The sequence below is a fragment of the Rhodococcus sp. PvR099 genome, assembly GCF_017833315.1.
Taxonomy (GTDB): Bacteria; Actinomycetota; Actinomycetes; order Mycobacteriales; family Mycobacteriaceae; genus Rhodococcus_G; species Rhodococcus_G oryzae.
In genome coordinates this window covers 1,855,469-1,874,397 of the sequence record NZ_JAFIBV010000001.1, presented here as the reverse complement: position 1 = coordinate 1,874,397, position 18,929 = coordinate 1,855,469, and the positions used below count along the sequence as shown (strand labels likewise).

Below are 18,929 nucleotides of genomic sequence, written 5' to 3'. Positions count from 1 at the left end.
AGCTGCCGCTCTACCTGGGCGACCGTGCCTCCGACGGTGACCCGGAGCTGACGGTGATGCAGGCGAACATCCTTTTCGGGAAGGGCGACCCGGAAGCCCTTGTCGCGCAGGTCCGCTCGCGTGGCGTCGAGGTGTTGACGGTCAATGAGTTGACCGACGGCGCGATCCCGCAGCTCGGTGCCGCCGGTCTGGACGCAGAGCTGCCGTACCGGTACCTGCGACCGATGGAGTGGGGCGGGGGCGGGACCGGGGATCTGGAGCCGACACCCGATCAGCGAGGAGACCGAGCACATGGGTTTCGTGCTGAACATGGTCTCCGTGCGGGTGCACAAACCGGATCAGCGGCCCTTCACGGTGGTCGCGGCACACCCGCTGCCACCCTGGCCCCGACCGCAGACGACGACGTGGTCCCAGGAGATGGGCCAGGTGCGCGACATCCTGCAGGGCCTCCGCGGGCGCGGCGAGCCGGTGATCATGGGCGCCGATCTCAACGCGACCTACGATCACGCGCAGTTCCGGGCTCTGATCGGCGAAGGGTACAACGACGCGGCGGAGCAGTCCGGTGCCGGTGTGCTGCGCACCTATCCGGCCGACCGCTGGTGGCCCCCGGTGCTGGGGATCGATCACATCCTGGTCTCCGGGGCGGCTGCGGTGAACGCGGAGGCGGTGGACCTGCCGGGTTCGGATCACCGCGGCGTGGTCGCGGAGATCGACCTGAACGCCCCCGACGACTACTCCGGTTCCGACTGACCCTGGTCCGACGGCGTCCGTTCGTTGATCAGGACCGCGACGCCGTCGAGGATGCGGTCGAGCCCGAATCGGAGCGCGTGTACCGGGTCGCCGGTGGACTCGAACTCGGTCCCTGCCGCCTCGCCCACCCGCCCGGACACCGGGAATTCGGCGGGATCCATCAGTCGTTCTAGGGTCGGCGAGACGAGGTCCCACCACTGCGCGTCGGTCAGCCCGGATTTCTCGGCGGTCGCGCCGACGCTGACGAGCAGGCGGGCGGTCCCGACCACATGGGTCAACACCAGCGTCAGGACCGAGTCCATCTCGACGTCGGAGAGACCGATTCCGTCCAGCGGTCGCAGTTCGGCCTCGTATTTGCGAACGGTGTTCGGGCCGAGGACGGGACGCATCCCGACGAGCTGGAGCATCCAGGGGTGGCGCTGGTAGAGGTCCCAGTTGCGGGCGGCGATGAACGCGAGGCCGCCGCGCCAGCCGCCCGGTGCCTGGGCGGGTTCGTCGAGATCCGCGTAGAGGCCGCCGAGCACGCTGTCGTGCATCAGGTCGACCAGGTCGTCCTTGCCAGGGACGTGCGTGTACAGCGACATGGCACCGGAACCGAGCCGGTCGGCGACGCGCCTCATCGAGACACCGTCCAGGCCCTCGGCGTCCGCGAGTTCGATGCCCGCGGCCACGATCGCCTCGACCGTCAGGCCCTTGCGCCCGGCCTTCCCATGCAGCCCCCACAGCAGTCCGAGGGTGCGGGCCGGATCGGAGGGGACCTCCCTTTTTGACGTCACGGGGACATTCTCCTCCCGCCCGTCATGGAACCCCTCGAGCCATACGGCGCCACGGTTGAGCGCGATCGATGTCCTTGCCCGTCAAGGCTCCGATAAAATCAACCTTGGTGTGCCGGGAAGCCTGGTCGGCGCGGGTGCTGGACTGCAGCGATCGGCGGCAGGGACCCCGTCTCTCGTGATCAGGGGCATCGCAAATGCGCGAAGTGGCAACCGTCCTGTTCCTGGTGGTACTGGCCACGGCAGTGGCCACCTTCGCTCGGCGCTGGCGTATCCCCGCCCCGTCGTTGCTGGTGCTCGCCGGTCTCGCGGTGGCCCTGATACCGGGGGCGCCCGCGCTGCGGATCCCGCCGCAGATCATCGCGCTGGTGGTGCTTCCACCGCTGCTGTACGCGGCCGCCGAGGAACTGTCGCTGCGGGATCTGCGGACGGTGTGGCGGCCGGTGACAATCCTCGCCTTCGGCCTCGTCCTGGCCTCGGCGGCGGCGGTGGGCTATGCCGCGGTGGCGGTGACGGGCCTGTCTCCGGCGATGGCGTTCGTACTGGGTTCGGTCTTGGCGAGTACCGATCCGGTGGCGGTCACCGCGCTCGGTCGGCGCCTGGCCCTGCCAGGGCGCGTGCAAGTCCTCGTGCAGGCGGAGAGCCTGTTCAACGACGCCACCTCGCTCGTGCTGTTCAAGGTGGCCGTCGGCATCGCGGTGGCGGCGGGCGCGGTGAGCTGGCCGGCGGCCGGCTGGGAGTTCGTGGTGCTCGCGGGCGGCGGCAGCCTCATCGGCACCGCCGTCGCGGGGGTGGTCGCCCTGATCCACAGGCGTACCACGGACCCGGTCCTCGAGACCGTGATCGCCCTGGTCACCCCTTACATCGCGTTCGTGCTCGCGGAATTCGCACACACCTCAGGCGTCACCTCGGTGGTCGTCGCGGGAGTCCTGCTCGGCCGCTCCAGCCATCGCTTCAGCGACGCCCAGATCCGTCTCCAGATCCAGGCTGTCTACGCGGTCGTGGTCTTCCTGCTGGAGAGTGTGGTCTTCAGCCTCGTCGGCCTGGCACTGCCCACGCTCGTGCGGGACCTGCCCAGTGGCACCGGCCGGTGGCCGCTGCAGGCACTGGTCCTCGCGGCCGTCCTGATCGGTGTCCGGGTGCTGTGGATGGTGCCGTTGTCCATTGTCACGAAGTCCACCGGCGGTCAATCCTCGTGGCGTATGGCCGCCGTAGTGACCTGGGCAGGCACCCGCGGCGTGATGCCCCTGGCCGCCGCCCTGTCCATCCCGCTGACAACCACCAGCGGTGAGCTCCTGCCCGGGCGGCCCCTTGCCCTCGTGCTCACCACAGCCGTCGTCGTTTTCACCCTGGTCGTACAGGGGCTGAGCCTGGCTCGGGTGGTCAACCGCTCCGGCCTGGCCCTGGAGCCAGAGCACACCGCCCGCGAGGAGGTCGAGGCCCGCGACATCCTCGATCGCGCCGCCCTTGCCTTCGTCGACCGCCTCGCCGACCTGGAGACCCAGCCAGAGCCTGTTATCGACCGCGTGCGGCGCGGCCTCGGTGCCCGGCTGGACCACACCACCGACAGCCCCGACGGCAGCACCCTCGACGCCGCATATCGCGAACTGCGGCACGAGGTGATCGCCGTCCAGAACGTCGAACTGCGCCGCCTATATGACGAGCACCAGATCAGTGAAACCACCCGCAAGAGCCTGCAACGCGACCTCGACCGGGAGGACGCAGCCCTCGGCGACCGCTGACGGCACGAGCACGACACGGTCGATGGGCCACGTGCGGAATCGCACCTGGGGTGAAGAACCCGTGGCGATTCCGCCGGGTCACCGGGGCACCGGGTTCACGTCAGCTGGGGTGGGACCGCCATGGTTGAGATGGCGGATCGTCAGGGCAGCGCCGAGGAACGAACCCAGGAGCAGGATGGTGATGAGTTGATCACCCACGACGAGGCTTCTTTCCTATTCATATCTCGATACCGTGCAAGACCAGCGTCGACCCACGGCGGTTCGGCGAGAAGGCTGCCGACACATTCTTCGCGAGATCTATACGTGCACACCGCGTGAAGTGGCCGGGCCACGGCCGGCCAGGAGAGGTCGTGGTGTCAACGCCTCGTCAATGTCCATGTCGTGGGCGCTATGAATCCGTAAGGAATGTCGAATCCGGCGCTGACGGGTGTTGACTGACACAGAAACGTGCGGGTGGTCCGGTGGACCGTCCCACCTTGATGCTGGGGATTCGGCCGATCGATTTGTCGACCCTACTTTTCGAAGCCGCGGTCGGTACCGGCACGAATCTCGACAGGCGTTCGGCAAAAGGAACGTAAAGATGATGGTTCTCGCGTTCATCGTGCTGACTGTGGCGGTCTTCGCCGTGCTCGGGTTGATCCAAAAGGCCGTGGAGCGGTTGTGAACGTCGACAACGCCGTCGGCCTGATTCTGGTCGTGCTGCTGGCCGTCTTCCTGATCGCGGCCCTGCTGTTCCCGGAGAGATTCTAGTGAATACCGCGACCGCGGGGATCGTGTTCACCGGCACTCTCGTGCTCGCACTCGTCCTGGTGCACAAGCCGTTGGGCGACTACATGTATCGCGTCTACAGCCGCACCACACACTCACGCGTGGAGCGGGCGATCTACCGGATGATCGGCGCCGACCCCGATGGAGAGCAGGCGTGGCCCGCCTACGCACGGAGCGTGTTGGCGTTCTCCGCGGTGAGCATCCTCTTTCTGTTCGGCTTCCAACTGCTGCAACAGCATCTGCCACTGCACCTGTCCGATCCGGCCACGCCGATGACCCCGGCGCTTGCCTGGAACACCGCGGCCAGCTTCGTGACGAACACCAACTGGCAGGCGTACTCCGGTGAATCCACCATGGGGTACCTGGTGCAGATGGCAGGTCTCGGCGTACAGAACTTCGTATCGGCCGCGGTGGGGATGAGTGTGGCGATGGCCTTGGTGCGCGGCTTCGCCCGCACCCGGACCGGCAATCTCGGCAACTTCTGGGTGGACCTGGTGCGAGGCACGATCCGAATCCTGCTTCCGATCGCCTTCGTCGCCGCGATCGTCTTGATCGCCGGCGGGGTGATTCAGAACTTCCACCTGCACACTCAGATCGTCGACACTCTCGCCGGGACGCGGCAAACCATCACCGGCGGCCCGGTCGCCAGCCAAGAAGCGATCAAGGAACTCGGCACGAACGGCGGCGGCTTCTACAACGCCAACTCCTCGCATCCGTTCGAGAACCCCACCACGTGGACGAACTGGGTCGAGATCTTCCTTCTGCTGATGATCAGCTTCTCCCTGCCGCGCACGTTCGGACGGATGGTCGGCAGCACGAAGCAGGGCTATGCGATCGCCGCAGTCATGGCGACACTCGCCGTGGTCAGCGTGACATTGATGAGCGTCTTCCAACTGCAACACCACGGCACGGTGCCGACCGCGATCGGCGCATCGATGGAAGGGGTGGAAGGGCGGTTCGGCGTGACGAACTCGGCCACCTTCGCCGACGCCACCACCTTGACCTCGACCGGTGCGGTCGACTCCTTCCACGATTCGTACACCAGCCTCGGCGGCCTGATGACGCTGTTCAACATGCAGCTCGGCGAGGTCGCCCCCGGCGGCGTCGGGTCCGGTCTGTACGGGATGCTCGTGCTCGCGGTGATCACCGTGTTCGTGGCCGGGCTGATGGTCGGCCGGACACCCGAATACCTGGGAAAGAAGATCACCCCCCGCGAAATCAAGCTGGCCGCTTCATATTTCCTGATCACACCCTTGGTCGTGTTGGTCGGCACCGCCGTGGCGACGGCACTGCCCGCACAACGAGCCGCGATGCTGAACACCGGCCCGCACGGACTTTCCGAGGTCCTCTACGCCTTCACCTCTGCGGCCAACAACAACGGCTCCGCGTTCGCCGGCCTGTCCGTGAACACCACCTGGTACAACACGGCGCTGGGGCTGGCCATGCTGTTCGGTCGGTTCCTGCCGATGATCTTCGTCCTCGCCCTCGCCGGTGCGCTGGCCTCGCAGGGCACCACCCCGGCGTCGATCGGGACACTGCCCACCCACCGGCCGCAGTTCGTCGGCATGGTCGCCGGGGTCACCGTCATCCTCGTGACGCTGACCTTCTTCCCGGCGCTTGCGCTCGGACCGCTGGCGGAAGGAATGCACTGATGTCCGATACGACCATGGCACCGCCTGCAGGGGCGTCACCGCCGCCGACACAGGTCGGGCGCGTGGCGGGCGGGCTTCTCGATCCGAAGATGCTGATCAGATCGCTGCCCGACGCCGTGCGCAAGCTCGACCCCCGCACCCTGTGGCGCAACCCGGTGATGTTCATCGTCTGGGTCGGCGCGATCTGGAGCACCGTGCTTGCCGTCACGGATCCCTCGTGGTTCGCCTGGGCGATCGTGTTCTGGCTCTGGCTGACAGTGATCTTCGCCAACCTCGCCGAGGCAGTCGCCGAGGGCCGCGGCAAGGCCCAGGCCGAAACCCTCCGCAGGGCCAAGACCGACATGATCGCGCGCCGGATCAACGGTTGGGCGCCGGGCGTCGTCGGCACTGAGGAGCAGATCGGAGCGCCGCAACTGCAGCAAGGCGACTACGTCGTCGTGGAGGCAGGCCAGACCATCCCTGGCGATGGAGACGTCGTCGAAGGCATTGCCTCCGTGGACGAGTCCGCGATCACCGGCGAATCCGCGCCGGTGATCCGCGAGTCGGGCGGCGACCGGTCCGCGGTCACCGGCGGCACCCGGGTGCTCTCCGACCGGATCGTCGTGAAGATCACGCAGAAACCGGGCGAGAGCTTCATCGACCGGATGATCGCGCTGGTCGAGGGCGCGAACCGGCAGAAGACGCCGAACGAGATCGCCCTCAACATCCTGCTCGCCGCGCTGACGATCATCTTCGTGTTCGCGGTCGCCACCCTGCAGCCGCTGGCGATCTATTCGAAGGCGAACAACCCCGGCGTTCCCGACACGGCGGCGTTGGACGTTCACGGTGTAACCGGCATCGTCATGGTGTCGTTGCTGGTGTGTCTCATCCCGACCACTATCGGGGCGCTGCTCTCGGCCATCGGCATCGCCGGGATGGACCGCCTGGTGCAGCGCAACGTGCTGGCGATGTCCGGGCGTGCGGTCGAGGCGGCAGGCGACGTGAACACGCTGCTGCTCGACAAGACCGGCACGATCACCCTGGGTAACCGGCAGGCATCGAGATTCCTCCCTGTCGCGGGGATTTCCGAGGATCAGCTGGCAGATGCGGCGCAGCTCTCCAGCCTCGCCGACGAGACCCCGGAGGGGCGCTCGATCGTGGTGTACGCGAAGGCGGCCTACGGTCTGCGCGAACGCACCCCGGGGGAGCTCTCACAGGCGAGCTGGGTGGCCTTCACCGCGCAGACCCGCATGTCGGGTGTCGACCTCGACGGCCACATGCTCCGCAAGGGGGCCGCCACCGCGGTCGCGGACTGGGTCCGCAGGCAGGGCGGCGAGGTTTCCCCGCAGCTCGGGCAGCTCGTCGACGGCATCTCCGCCTCCGGCGGCACCCCGCTGGTGGTCGGCGAGGTCGCCGACGGGCGGGCCGCGGTACTCGGTGTCATCCACCTCAAGGACGTCGTCAAACAGGGCATGCGGGAACGCTTCGACGAGATGCGCCGGATGGGGATCCGCACCGTGATGATCACCGGCGACAACCCGTTGACGGCCAAGGCGATCGCGGACGAGGCCGGCGTGGACGACTTCCTCGCCGAGGCGACACCCGAGGACAAACTGGCGCTGATCAGGCGGGAACAGGAGGGCGGCAAGCTCGTCGCGATGACCGGCGACGGCACCAACGATGCCCCCGCGCTCGCGCAGGCCGACGTCGGGGTCGCGATGAACACCGGCACCTCGGCGGCGAAGGAGGCCGGCAACATGGTCGACCTCGATTCCGACCCGACCAAGCTCATCGAGATCGTGGAGATCGGCAAGCAACTGCTCATCACCCGCGGCGCGCTCACGACCTTCTCGATCGCCAATGACATCGCCAAGTACTTCGCCATCGTCCCCGCGATGTTCGTGGCACTGTTCCCCGGACTGGATCTGCTCAACGTCATGCGCCTGCACAGCCCGGAGTCCGCGATCCTGTCTGCGGTGATCTTCAACGCGCTCGTGATCGTCGCGTTGATACCGCTGGCGCTGCGCGGGGTGAAGTACCGGCCGAGCAGCGCGTCGAAACTGCTCAGCCGCAACCTCTACGTCTACGGACTCGGCGGCATCATCGCACCGTTCGTTGGGATCAAGCTCCTCGACCTGATCGTTCAGTTCCTCCCCGGGATGTCCTGACATGCAAACCTCTTCGTGGATCCGGCAGCACCTGGCCGCGCTGCGCGCCCTGGTCGTGCTCACCGTCATCACCGGCATCGCCTACCCGCTCGTGGTCTGGGTGGTGGCGTCCCTTCCCGGCCTGCATGACAACGCGGAAGGATCGATCATCCAGGTCAACGGCCAGGCTGTGGGCAGCGCCCTGATCGGGCAATCCTTCACCGATTCCGACGGGAACCCGCTGCCGCAATATGTCCAACCCCGCCCGTCCGCCGCGGGTGACGGCTACGACCCGACCGCTACCGGCGCGAGCAACCTCGGGCCCGAGAGCGTCCGGGACATACTGCCGGATCCGGCCCTGATCGCACAGGGTGCGACGCCGGAGGACGCCGGGTTCAAAGCCGGACTGCTCACCCTGGTGTGCTCACGAAGCCGCTCGGTCGGTGAACTGGAGGGTGTCGACGGGTCCCGTCCGTTCTGCACCCCAGGTGGTGTCGGCGCGGTGTTGTCGGTGATCGGTCCACGGGACCAGGGCGGCAACGTCGTGCACCCCACACGGGTGGTCAGCGTCAATGAGCAATGCTCGACGGACAAGTCGACACCGGTCACTCCGTTTATCGGGGCGTACGACGGTGTCAGGGTCGAATGTGCCGAGTTCGGTGAGGACTATTCGATCGGTCAGATCGTGCCGATCCGCGGTGACGCCCCGGCGACACCGGTGGTCCCGGCGGACGCGGTCACCGCCAGTGGCAGCGGACTGGATCCGCACATCTCACCGGCCTACGCGGATCTGCAGGCGGCGCGGGTGGCCAGGACCCGTGGGATCTCCGTCGACCAGGTCCGGTCGGTGATCGACGACCACGGGGACGGGCGCGGGTTGGGATTCCTCGGAGAACCGCGCGTCAACGTGCTCGAGCTGAACCTCGCACTCGACGCCGAGTACCCGGTTCCGAGGTAGGCAGGCTCGCATGCGGGGCACATTGCGTATCTACCTCGGCGCTGCCCCCGGGGTCGGGAAGACCTACGCCATGCTCGGTGAGGGGCGCCGACGCCGCGACCGTGGTACCGACGTCGTCATCGGGTATGTCGCCTGCCATGGCCGCCCACGCACGCTGGAAATGGTCGACGATCTCGAGGTCGTCCCCACCAAGGCCATGACCTACCGCGGTGCCACGTTCACCGAGATGGACACCGAGGCGGTGATCGCACGAACACCGCGAGTGGCCCTCGTCGACGAGCTCGCCCACACCAACGTTCCGGGATCCAGTCACGACAAGCGGTGGCAGGACATAGAGGATCTCCTCGACGCCGGCATCGACGTCGTCTCGACCGTCAACATCCAGCATCTCGAGTCCCTCAACGACGTCGTCGAACAGATCACCGGCATCCCGCAGCGTGAAACCGTCCCCGATGAGGTTGTCCGCCGCGCCGACCAGGTCGAACTCGTGGACATGGCCCCCGAGGCGCTGCGACGCAGGATGGCCCACGGCAACGTCTATCCACCGGAGAGGGTGGGTGCCGCGCTCTCGAATTACTTCCGGGTCGGCAACCTGACCGCGCTGCGCGAACTGGCGATGCTCTGGCTCGCAGACAAGGTCGACGACCAACTCGATCGCTACCGGGCCGACCACCACATCACCGGCACATGGGAGGCCCGTGAACGTGTCGTCGTGGGACTGACCGGAGGCCCAGAGGGGGAGACCCTCATCCGCCGGGCCGCGCGGATCGCTGATCGATCCAAGGGTGCCGACCTGTTCGCGATCCACATCACCCCCAGTGACGGTCTGGCAGGCGCCAACCCCGCCCACCTGGCCCGGCAGCGGGCACTGGTGGAGAGTCTCGGGGGCACCTTCCACCATGTGGTGGGGGACAACGTCCCTGATGCGCTGCTCGAGTTCGCTCGCGGCGTCAACGCGACCCAGCTGGTGCTGGGCGCGTCCCGACGGGGGCGGCTCGCCCAGATATTCTCCCGCGGGGTCGGGGTGGAAGTGACGGCGCTGTCGGGCAGCATCGACGTGCACATGGTCACGCACGAGGCGACGAAACAAGGCCGTGCCCAACGGTTGTCGGCGCTGACCCGGCTGCGGCGGGTGGCCGGGTTCGTTCTCGCCGTCGTCGGGATGCCGTTGCTGGCGGTCGTGCTGGCGAACCTGCGGGGGCACCTGTCGCTGCCGAGCGACATCCTGCTGTTCCTGCTCGGCGTCGTCGGGGTGGCGCTGGTGGGCGGGCTGTGGCCGGCGCTGGTCGCCGCACTTCTCGGCTCCGCGCTGCTCAACTATTACTTCACCCCGCCGATCTACGAGTTCACCATCGCCGAGGCACAGAATGCGCTCGCGCTGATCGCCTATGTCGTGATCGCGATCGCGGTCAGCGCGGTGGTGGACCTGGCCGCCCGCCGTACCCGCGACGCGACGCAGGCGAGCGCCAACGCGGCCGTCCTGGCGAACCTGTCGGGCAGCGTGCTGCGCGGTGAGAAGGCGCTGTCCGCGATTCTCGATCGTCTGCGCGAAACCTACGCGCTGACATCGGTCACCCTGCTCGAGCGTCCACCCGACACCCCACTGACGCCGGCCCGCCAGCAGGAACCGGCGCGGTGGCGGGTGGCTGCCACGGTCGGGGGTGAGCCCTGCCTCAGCCCCGACGACGGCGACATGGTCGTTGCCGTCGACGACGACCTCTCCCTTGCGCTGCGTGGGCGGACGCTGCCTGCCGCCGACCGACAGGTCCTCGAGGCCTTCGCAGCCCAGGCGGCGGTGGCGTTGCGCCAGCAGCGGCTCGCGGACGAGGCGGAACATGCCCGGCCCCTGGCCGAGGCCGATCGAATGCGCACCGCGCTCCTCGAGGCCGTCGGTCACGACCTGCGCACCTCGTCGGCCTCCGCCACCTCGGCCATCGAACGCCTCCGACACGCCGACGGCAACCGGACCGCGGCGGACCGGGACGAGCTCCTCGCGACTGCGGCCGTCTCGCTGAAACGGCTCGATCATCTTTCCGCCACGCTGGTCGAGATGGGTCGTCCGCGAGCCGGGGGGCTGGGTACGGCGGTTCAACCGGTCGCGCTCGACGACGCCATTCCACGGGTCTTCGACGCCATCGGCGCGGGCGCCGATCGAATCCGGGTGCAGATCGCCGAAGAACTGCCTGCCGTGCTCGCCGACCCCGGGCTACTCGAGCGAGTGCTCGTCGACCTGATCGCGCACGCCCTGCACCGCACCCCACCGGGTGAGGACGTCCTGGTCGCGGCAAGCGTGTTCGGCGACATCGTCGAATTGCGAGTCGTCGACCACGGCCCGGACCTCCCCGTCGACGCCGACCGGGATCCGCTCGGCCTACCGGCGCCCGAGCCGGACGGCGAGAACGATCGCCGGGTCGATCTCGGGCTTGCCGTGGCCGAGAGCCTCGCCGAAGCGATGGGCGGCTCCATCGTGCCCACGGACACGCCCGGTGGCGGTATCACGATGATCATCACCCTGCCGGCGGAGGAGACCGTGACGAGGGACCGCCCGAGGGACCCCGCATGACTCGCATCCTGCTCGTTGAGACCGAGCCGCAACTCCTGCAGGCACTCGGATTCATACTCAGGACGCGGCACTATGACGTGCGCACCACCCCCGATGCCTCGCAGGCCCTGGTACAGGCCACCACCTGGCATCCCGACCTGGTCATTCTCGACATCGACATCGACCTGGACCTCTCGGGCGGCGACGGCAGCGAGTTGATCGCGAGGCTGCGTGAGCGGACCCGCATGCCGATCATCGTGGTGGGCGGCCACTCCCGATGCCACGACGAAGTAGCGGCCCTCGACGCGGGTGCCGATGACTACATCACCGGACCGTTCGGCATCGACGAGTTGCTCGCCCACGTCCGCGCCGTACTGCGCCGAGCCGCCGATGACGCCCGGCCCGCTGTCGTCGAGGTCGGCGACCTGCGCGTTGACCTCGCCCGCAAGGTGGTCACCGGCCCCCACGACGAGAGGGTGCACCTCACACCGATCGAGTGGGGAATTCTCGAACCACTCCTGCGCAATCCCGGAATCCTCGTCGGCGGAGAGCAACTCCTGACCGCGGTGTGGGGACCCGGCCACACCGCCGACAGGCACTACCTGCGGATCTACCTGTCGTCGCTGCGGCACAAGCTCGAACCCGACCCGTCCCGGCCCCGCTACCTCATCACCGCACCCGGCATGGGCTACCGCTTCGAGCCATGATCCGGGGGTGCCCGATCAGGTCACTGTGCGTCGCCTGCCGTGCGCGTTGCCGGTTGGGCAGCACAGGATTCGAGGTAGCGCTGTTCGGGGACCTTGAGTGTCTGCTTGGCCGCGGACAGGTAGTGCGACCGGGCCGGACATCGTGGGACTGATCGGCGCCGTTGTGCTCGGCATCCAGGCATGGGTGCTGTGGCGGGCCCGGACGGGGGAGCAGGGGGAGCGGATTGCTCACCCTTGGGTGTGTTTCGGAAGACGGCGCGGCGGGCGACTCTTGAATTCGAACCCGATACCGAACCGAACGGAGCGACATCCCATGCGCCAGACCACCATGACCCGCACCATCATCGCCTCAGCCGCGGCGGCCGCCGCCATCGCCCTCGCCGGGGTCGGTGCCGTGTCGATCGCATCGCACACCGATCCGGGAACGGCGACGAGCGTGAACGCCCCGGTCGGGCCGGGGGGTGCGGTCGTACCGGGCTCGGATACGAGCCGCGCCACGGGTGGCGGTGTGGGACAGGGGGCCGTCGTGGCACCGGTCGACGCGGCGACGGTCCCGGGTCTGAGCGGGCCCGTGGGTACCGATCCGGTCGGACCGGCGGGTCAGAACCCGGGCGGCCCGGCCGGCCCGAAGCCCGGCGGACCCGTGGCCGATCCGGTGGTCCCGCCGCCTGCAGGGCCGGTGGATCCCGGTCCGGTGGTGGACCCGGTCGAACCGGGACCCGTTGGCCCGGTGTCCGATCCCGTCGTTCGTGATCATCGGGGGGACGGGGTCGACCCGAACCCGCCCGGTGGCGTGATCGTCGGGCCTTCCGATGGATCCGGACCGATCGTCCGCGACCATCGCGACCAGTCCGGACCGATCGTCCGGGATCATCGCTAGCCGCGATGCGCATCGGGACCGCACCGGGTCCGTGATGTGGGTCAACAAAGGGGTCGGTCCCCGCGCGTCGCGCGGGGACCGACCCCTTTGTGCGCCATACTGGGCGGCCCGCTCACATCTCGAACAGGAGTTCCCCCTTGCGTTTTCGTTCGGCCGCCCGTCCGCGTCTCTTCCTGATCGCCACCGCGGTGGCAGCACTGGCCCTGACCGGCTGCGCTGCTCCAGCAGCGGAGGCGATGCCGACCGGGAGCGCGGGCGACTCCGGTAGCGCCCAGGCCGACGGGGTGGCCGCCACCCTCGCCACGCTCGAGACGATCCCGGTCAAGGGCCGGGCACCCAAGACGGGATACTCGCGCGACCAGTTCGGACCATCCTGGACCGACGACGTCACCGTCGCGGGCGGCAGGAACGGCTGCGACACCCGCAACGACATCCTCGCCCGCGACCTCGTCGACACGACGGTCAAGCCGGGGACCAGGAACTGCATCGTGCTCACCGGCACCCTGCACGATCCGTACACCGGCAAGTCGATCGCGTTCACCCGCGGTTCGGGCACCTCCAGCGCGGTCCAGATCGACCACGTGGTCGCGCTCAGCGACGCCTGGCAGAAGGGCGCGCAGCAATTGGACGAGCCGACCCGTCGGGACTTCGCCAACGATCCGCGGAACCTGCTCGCGGTCGACGGCCCGACGAACGCGCAGAAGTCGGACGGCGACGCGGCGACGTGGCTGCCGCCGGCGAAGCCGTACCGGTGCACCTACGTCTCGAAGCAGGTCGAGGTCAAGGCCGCCTACCGGCTGTGGGTCACCCAGGCGGAAAAGGACGCGATCACGCGAGTGCTCTCGTCCTGCTAGTGACCGGAGGTCGGTGGGTGACGACCGCGACCGCGACGCCAGCGGCGACTCCGACGAGGGTGGCGATCACCCGGGCTTCGAGGAGCGCCCACGGCTCGGTCGGGTCGGCCAGTTCGGTCATCAGCATGATCAACGGTGTGAAGAACCCGATGGCCAGGCCGTAATTGCGTGTCATGAACAGCTCGGTCGGAAACATCAGGGCGATCACGAGGATGGCGAGCGCGGTCGCAGGCAGGTTCGGTAGGAGCAGCGCGGCGGCGACGCCGAGTCCGGCGACCGTGCCCAGCACGCGGTGGATGCCGCGATAGACGCGGCTGCGCGCGTCGGTGGCCGCCAAAGGAACGGCGGCGCCCGCCAGGGCCCAGTTGAGGTGACCGATCCCGAGGAGGAGCCCCGCCGCGCCTGCGAGGGAGAGGGCCAACGCATAGCGCGCGGCTTGGACCAACGCTTCCGAGGCCATCGGTCCCTCGTCCTGGCTCATCCGCCGAACGGACGTCTCGAGCCGGAATGCCGGGGGGCGGATCGAACCGGATTGGCCGACGGCGATGCAGAGCAGTGCCGTCGCGGCGCAGATCGACAGTGCCGCAAGGGGTGCGACGTGGCCGGCAGGGACGGCGGCGACGGCGCCGAGCGCGAAGATCCCGAAGAACGGGCCCGCGGGTCGGAGACCGAGCCGGTCCGTCACCAGTGATCCCATGGCGCTGAACCCGACCGCGGTGACCACCAGGACCCACGGTCGGGCGTGGAGGCCGGACAGGAGAAGGCCGATGCCGATGCCGGTCAGCAGTACCGTGCTCGCCTGCACCTGGTGCCGGAGTCGCTCGCGGTGGCATTCGGACCGGCCGTACATGCCGGTGAACGACCCGAACACGGCATAGATGATCAGGTCGGGGCGGCCGACGAGCACCAGTACGAGCCCAGGAACGATCAGTCCGATCGCGACCCGGCCCGCGTGCAGGTGGTCGTTCTCGACGCGGACGACGCTGAGCAGTCGACGTGCCGGTGCCGCGCGCAAGGGGGTACTCCGATCGTCGTCCGTGGGAATGGATCTCAGTCTCAGGGTGCAGCGCCGCGGATGTCCAAGACATGTTTCCGAACGTTCGATAGGCGCGGCCGATCGAGCGGAGGGTGTCAGTCGGCCGCAGGCTCGGACGGCGCCCGCAGCGCGGCATCGATGCCGGCGGCCTGCGCGGTCCGGATCAGGGCGCGGGTCAGTACCGAGCCGGGCGCGGCCGCGGCGATGACGAGCGCCACCCGGGCGGTGACCGACGGGCCGTCCGGTTGCAGCACGCGCGTGCCCGCGGCCGGGGCCAGGCTACGGAGCCAGGTCTGCGGGATGATGCTCGCCCAACGGCCGCTGCCGACGTGGGCGAGAAGCGTCAGGGCGGAGTCGGTTTCGAGCTGCGGAGTCGCGGCCAGATCGAGTGTGGCCAACGCATCGTCGATGAGCTGGCGGCCGTGCATGCCCTTGTTCAGCAGGCACATCGGTAGTTCCAGCGCGTCCGGCCAACCGATGGTGTCCGATCGGCCGGTGAGCAGTTCACTGCCGACGACGAGTACGTGCCTCTCCTCGTACAGCGGGGTGACGAGAAGGTCGGCGGTGTCCTGACCGTCCGGATAGACGATCCCGGCGTCCAGTTCGAATCGGCGGATTCGCTCGATGATCTCGGCCGACCGCAGGCTCGACTCGACCTGGACGCGGACGAGTGGGTGCTCCGCGCAGAACGGATCGGTGAGCAGTGCGACGGTGGTCGACGCCGCCGGGATCACCCCGAGCCGCAGCTCGCCGGTGAGGTCGGTCTGCAGCGCCGCGACCTCCTGTTTGAGCAGATCGTGGTCGGCCAGGATGCGTCGGGCCCACGGCACCAGCCGTTCGCCCTCGGGTGTGAGGCCCTCGAAGGCGCGCCCGCGTCGGACCAGCGGAACCTTCAGTTCGTGCTCGAGCTTGCGGATCGCCTCCGACAGCGCCGGCTGGGATACGAAGCAGGCGCTCGCGGCGCGAGCGAAGTGTCGCTCCCGGGCGAGCGCAACGAAGTACTCGAGCTGGCGGAACTGCATGGCCTATTCGACCACGCCCCGGTGCCGAAATGACTGGTCGGAAGTGTCTACCGCGGCCCGGACCGCCAGCCGCCCATCCCGATCATGATGAGGCGCAGCTGGCGCTCGGCGCGCGCGATCACCTCGCGCTCGTCGCGCTGATCGACCTCGAGGACGTTGACGACGGTGGACATCATCGTGTTGACGATCAGATCAGCGGCCATCTCGAGGTCCTCGACCTCCCACTCAGACAGGCCAGGAACCCGGGACAGGTCGATGGTGAGTTCGCTTGCGAACAAACGTAATTCGGAGGCTATGGCCCGGCGCACCTCGGCGACCCCGCCGTAGCGTTCGCGGCTGAGGAACCGGAACTGGCCCTCGTGCGCGTGTACCTGCCGCAGCAGGATCTCCAGCGACGCCCCCGCGTCCTTGGCGCTCGGGCCGCGGCGGGCCTCGCGCAGCATCCGGCGCAGCATTCGCATGCTGTCCTCGACCAGGGCGACGCCGAGGTCGTCCATCGAGGCGAAGTGTCGATAGAACGCGGTCGGGACGATCCCGGCCGACCGCGCGACCTCGCGCAGGCTCAGGTTCGCGAAACTGCGGTCCTCCAGCAGCTCGAGCGCTCCGTCGAGAAGCGCCGTCCTTGTGCGCTCCTTGCGTTCGGCCCTGCTCTCCGGTTCGGTCACGGCAATCAGTGTATGTGTGTTCACTTGTTCTGTGTACGACCGGTCTGTAATCGGCGTCACATTGCCCTTGGGGTTGACACCTACCTGGTACTTCCTGACACACTTGTTTGTGTACGAGTGTTCACTGAAACTCTCAAACAGGAGGCCGTGGTGACCTTGCAGACCCGAACCGGAATCCGCCGGCTCTCGCTGATGTCGCTCTTCGAGGCGATGGCGACCCCGCACCAGATCGACCGCTACCTCGAGCTCGTGAACCCGATGGCGACCGTGCGCGACCTGCGGGCCGAGGTCACCGAGGTGCGCCGAACGACCGCCGACACCGTCACCCTCACGCTGCGCCCCACCCGGCAGTGGCGGGGCTTCGAGGCCGGTCAGTTCGTCCAGATCGGGGTCGTGATCGACGGTGTCCGGCACACGCGGTGCTATTCGCCCGCCTGCTCGCAGCACCGTGCGGACGGCCGCATCGAGCTCACCGTCAAGGCGCACCCACAGGGCCTGGTGTCGCAGTACCTGCACGCCAACGCCCACCCCGGGCTGGTGGTGAGCCTGTCGCAGGCCGACGGGGTTTTCCGGATGCCCGCTCGCAGGCCCGACAAGATCCTGCTCATCAGCGGTGGCAGCGGCATCACGCCGGTGCTGTCGATGCTGCGCACACTCCTGGACGAGGGGCACGACGGCGAGATCACCTTCCTGCACTACGCCGACGCCGAGCGGGACGTTGCCCACCGCGACGAGCTGGCCCAGCTGGTGGCGGGTCGCGACAACGTGCGGGTGGTGTTGGCCTACACCGACCAGTCGGAGGGCGGCGACCTGCACGGCTTCTTCGGTCGCGAGCACCTCGAGGCCGCGGCGCCCTGGCATGGCGAGGCCCAGACGTACCTGTGCGGCCCGCCAGGGCTGATGCGGGGGGTCCGCGAGCACTACGTCCGGATCGGGCTGGTCGAGCGGCTGCACACCGAGGAGTTCACCGCCCCGGTCGCCGCCGACGAGGACGCCACCGGCCTGCTCACATTCAGCTCGTCCGGGGTGACCGCCCAGAACTCGGGCGCGAGCCTGCTCGAACAGGCGGAGGCCGCCGGTCTGTCTCCCGAGTACGGGTGCCGGATGGGGATCTGCTTCTCCTGCACCGCGGTCAAGACCTCCGGCTGCACCAGGAACCTGCGTACCGGCGAGACCGACTCCGACCCCGACCAGCCGATCCAGCTGTGCATCTCGGCGGCCGTCGGCGACGTCTCCGTCGACATCTGATCACCTTCGACCAAGGAGAACTCCCATGCTCGGACTGTCCATCCCGACGCTGCCGTTCCTCGGCGGCGCGAAGAACGAAGAGACCACCGCCCCGATCGTGCTCAGCTACGAGCAGGTCGAGGAGATCGGACGCGAACTCGACGAGCTGCGCGCCCGGATCGTCGCCGATCTCGGCGAGCAGGACCGTGAGTACATCTACAAGATCATCAAGGCCCAGCGTGGATTCGAGGTCGCCGGCCGCGGCCTGATGTACCTCGGGTTCCTGCCGCCGTTCTGGCTCGCCGCCGTCGGTGCCCTCGGCATCTCGAAGATCCTCGACAACATGGAGATCGGCCACAACGTCATGCACGGCCAGTACGACTGGATGCGTGAACCGGGCCTGAACTCGCGGGTCTTCGAATGGGACACGGTGTGCCCCGCGGACCAGTGGCGGCACTCGCACAACTACATGCACCACACCTACACCAACATCGTCGGCCGCGACCGCGACATCGGCTACGGCATCCTGCGGATGGACGAGGCCCAGAAGTGGAATCCGTACTACCTGGGCAACCCGGTCTACGCGTTCGCGCTCATGGTCTTCTTCGAGTGGGGCGTGATGCTGCACGACCTCGAGACCGAGAACATCGTCAAGGGCAAGCGCAAGTGGCACGACGTCAAGCCGCTGCTGCAGGGCATGTGGCGCAAGGCCGGTCGCCAGGTCCTCAAGGACTACGTCGTGTTCCCGGCCCTGACCGGCCCGCTGTTCGTGACCACCCTGCTCGGCAACGCCGGCGCCAACCTGGTCCGGAACCTGTGGACCTACTCGATCATCTTCTGCGGGCACTTCCCGACGGGAGTGCAGACCTTCAGTGAGGAGGAGACCGCGGAGGAGACGCAGGGGCAGTGGTACGTGCGCCAGATGCTCGGCAGCGCGAACATCGAGGGCAGCCCGCTGTTCCACATCATGTCCGGCAACCTCTCGCACCAGATCGAGCACCACCTGTTCCCCGACATCCCGGCGCACCGTTATCCCGAGATGGCGCCGCACGTGCGGGCGCTGTGCGAGAAGCACGGTCTGCCGTACAACACCGGCGGCTTCTTCAAGCAGATCGGATCGGTGTGGGGCAAGATCTTCAAGCTCGCGTTGCCGCCGTTCCTGACCGGCTCCGAGTCCGCTCCCGGTGTTATCGTCGAACGTCAGAAGGCCACAGCGTGAGAGGTGAC

16 protein-coding genes are annotated in these 18,929 nt (G+C 68.2%); 12 read left to right on the top strand and 4 right to left on the bottom strand.

Annotation, left to right across the window (positions count from 1 at the left end; all coding sequences use genetic code 11):
- Nucleotides 1-177: 177 nt before the first annotated feature.
- Complete coding sequence (locus JOE46_RS08580) at nt 178-750, top strand: endonuclease/exonuclease/phosphatase family protein (RefSeq protein WP_209926874.1); 573 nt, start codon at nt 178-180, stop codon at nt 748-750.
- Here the strand turns inward: JOE46_RS08580 and JOE46_RS08575 are convergent.
- Nucleotides 732-1,526 (bottom strand): TetR/AcrR family transcriptional regulator, encoded by a 795-nt coding sequence (locus tag JOE46_RS08575; RefSeq protein WP_097211473.1) that lies wholly within the window; start codon nt 1,524-1,526, stop codon nt 732-734. The two genes, JOE46_RS08580 and JOE46_RS08575, sit on opposite strands and share 19 nt — an antisense overlap.
- Before the next feature lie 194 nt (nt 1,527-1,720).
- Between JOE46_RS08575 and JOE46_RS08570 the strand changes: the two genes are divergently transcribed.
- The 9 genes from JOE46_RS08570 (at nt 1,721) to JOE46_RS08530 (ending at nt 13,752) form a co-directional block, all read left to right on the top strand.
- Nucleotides 1,721-3,265, top strand: a complete 1,545-nt coding sequence (locus tag JOE46_RS08570; protein ID WP_209926870.1) for a Na+/H+ antiporter — start codon at nt 1,721-1,723, stop codon at nt 3,263-3,265.
- Between the two features lie 660 nt (nt 3,266-3,925).
- Complete coding sequence (gene kdpF, locus JOE46_RS26340) at nt 3,926-4,015, top strand: K(+)-transporting ATPase subunit F (protein ID WP_099459046.1); 90 nt, start codon at nt 3,926-3,928, stop codon at nt 4,013-4,015.
- Nucleotides 4,015-5,685: a potassium-transporting ATPase subunit KdpA gene (gene kdpA, locus JOE46_RS08560; RefSeq protein WP_097211470.1), complete on the top strand. Its 1,671-nt coding sequence runs from the start codon at nt 4,015-4,017 to the stop codon at nt 5,683-5,685. Before kdpF ends, kdpA begins: the two co-directional genes overlap by 1 nt.
- A complete protein-coding gene (kdpB, locus tag JOE46_RS08555) occupies nt 5,685-7,832 on the top strand; it encodes a potassium-transporting ATPase subunit KdpB (RefSeq protein WP_209926868.1) in 2,148 nt (715 codons plus the stop codon). The genes kdpA and kdpB overlap by 1 nt, the downstream gene beginning before the upstream one ends.
- Before the next feature lies 1 nt (nt 7,833).
- Nucleotides 7,834-8,769 carry a potassium-transporting ATPase subunit C gene (locus JOE46_RS08550; RefSeq protein ID WP_097211468.1) on the top strand — a complete coding sequence of 312 codons (936 nt, stop codon included), beginning with the start codon at nt 7,834-7,836 and terminating at the stop codon, nt 8,767-8,769.
- Nucleotides 8,770-8,779: 10 nt separating this feature from the next.
- Complete coding sequence (locus JOE46_RS08545; protein ID WP_209926857.1) at nt 8,780-11,332, top strand: DUF4118 domain-containing protein; 2,553 nt, start codon at nt 8,780-8,782, stop codon at nt 11,330-11,332.
- Nucleotides 11,329-12,018, top strand: coding sequence for a response regulator (locus tag JOE46_RS08540; protein WP_209926855.1), 690 nt, complete (start codon nt 11,329-11,331; stop codon nt 12,016-12,018). The genes JOE46_RS08545 and JOE46_RS08540 overlap by 4 nt, the downstream gene beginning before the upstream one ends.
- Nucleotides 12,019-12,331: 313 nt before the next feature.
- On the top strand, nt 12,332-12,898 hold the full coding sequence (locus tag JOE46_RS08535; protein ID WP_097211465.1) for a hypothetical protein: 567 nt from the start codon (nt 12,332-12,334) through the stop codon (nt 12,896-12,898).
- A gap of 137 nt (nt 12,899-13,035) precedes the next feature.
- Nucleotides 13,036-13,752, top strand: a complete 717-nt coding sequence (locus tag JOE46_RS08530; RefSeq protein WP_245220985.1) for an HNH endonuclease family protein — start codon at nt 13,036-13,038, stop codon at nt 13,750-13,752.
- Here the strand turns inward: JOE46_RS08530 and JOE46_RS08525 are convergent.
- From JOE46_RS08525 to JOE46_RS08515, 3 genes are all read right to left on the bottom strand, one after another.
- A complete protein-coding gene (locus tag JOE46_RS08525; RefSeq protein ID WP_209926847.1) occupies nt 13,727-14,767 on the bottom strand; it encodes an FUSC family protein in 1,041 nt (346 codons plus the stop codon). The two genes, JOE46_RS08530 and JOE46_RS08525, sit on opposite strands and share 26 nt — an antisense overlap.
- Before the next feature lie 116 nt (nt 14,768-14,883).
- The gene (locus tag JOE46_RS08520; protein ID WP_097211463.1) at nt 14,884-15,810 is read right to left on the bottom strand and encodes a LysR family transcriptional regulator; all 927 of its coding nucleotides are present in this window, start codon (nt 15,808-15,810) and stop codon (nt 14,884-14,886) included.
- A 47-nt stretch (nt 15,811-15,857) separates the two neighbouring features.
- Nucleotides 15,858-16,475: a TetR family transcriptional regulator gene (locus JOE46_RS08515; protein WP_097211462.1), complete on the bottom strand. Its 618-nt coding sequence runs from the start codon at nt 16,473-16,475 to the stop codon at nt 15,858-15,860.
- A gap of 192 nt (nt 16,476-16,667) precedes the next feature.
- Between JOE46_RS08515 and JOE46_RS08510 the strand changes: the two genes are divergently transcribed.
- Both JOE46_RS08510 and JOE46_RS08505 read left to right on the top strand, forming a co-directional pair.
- Nucleotides 16,668-17,723, top strand: coding sequence for a ferredoxin reductase (locus JOE46_RS08510; protein ID WP_209929018.1), 1,056 nt, complete (start codon nt 16,668-16,670; stop codon nt 17,721-17,723).
- A gap of 25 nt (nt 17,724-17,748) precedes the next feature.
- Entirely contained in the window at nt 17,749-18,921 is a 1,173-nt protein-coding gene (locus JOE46_RS08505) for an acyl-CoA desaturase (protein ID WP_097211461.1), read from the top strand.
- Nucleotides 18,922-18,929 lie beyond the last annotated feature (8 nt).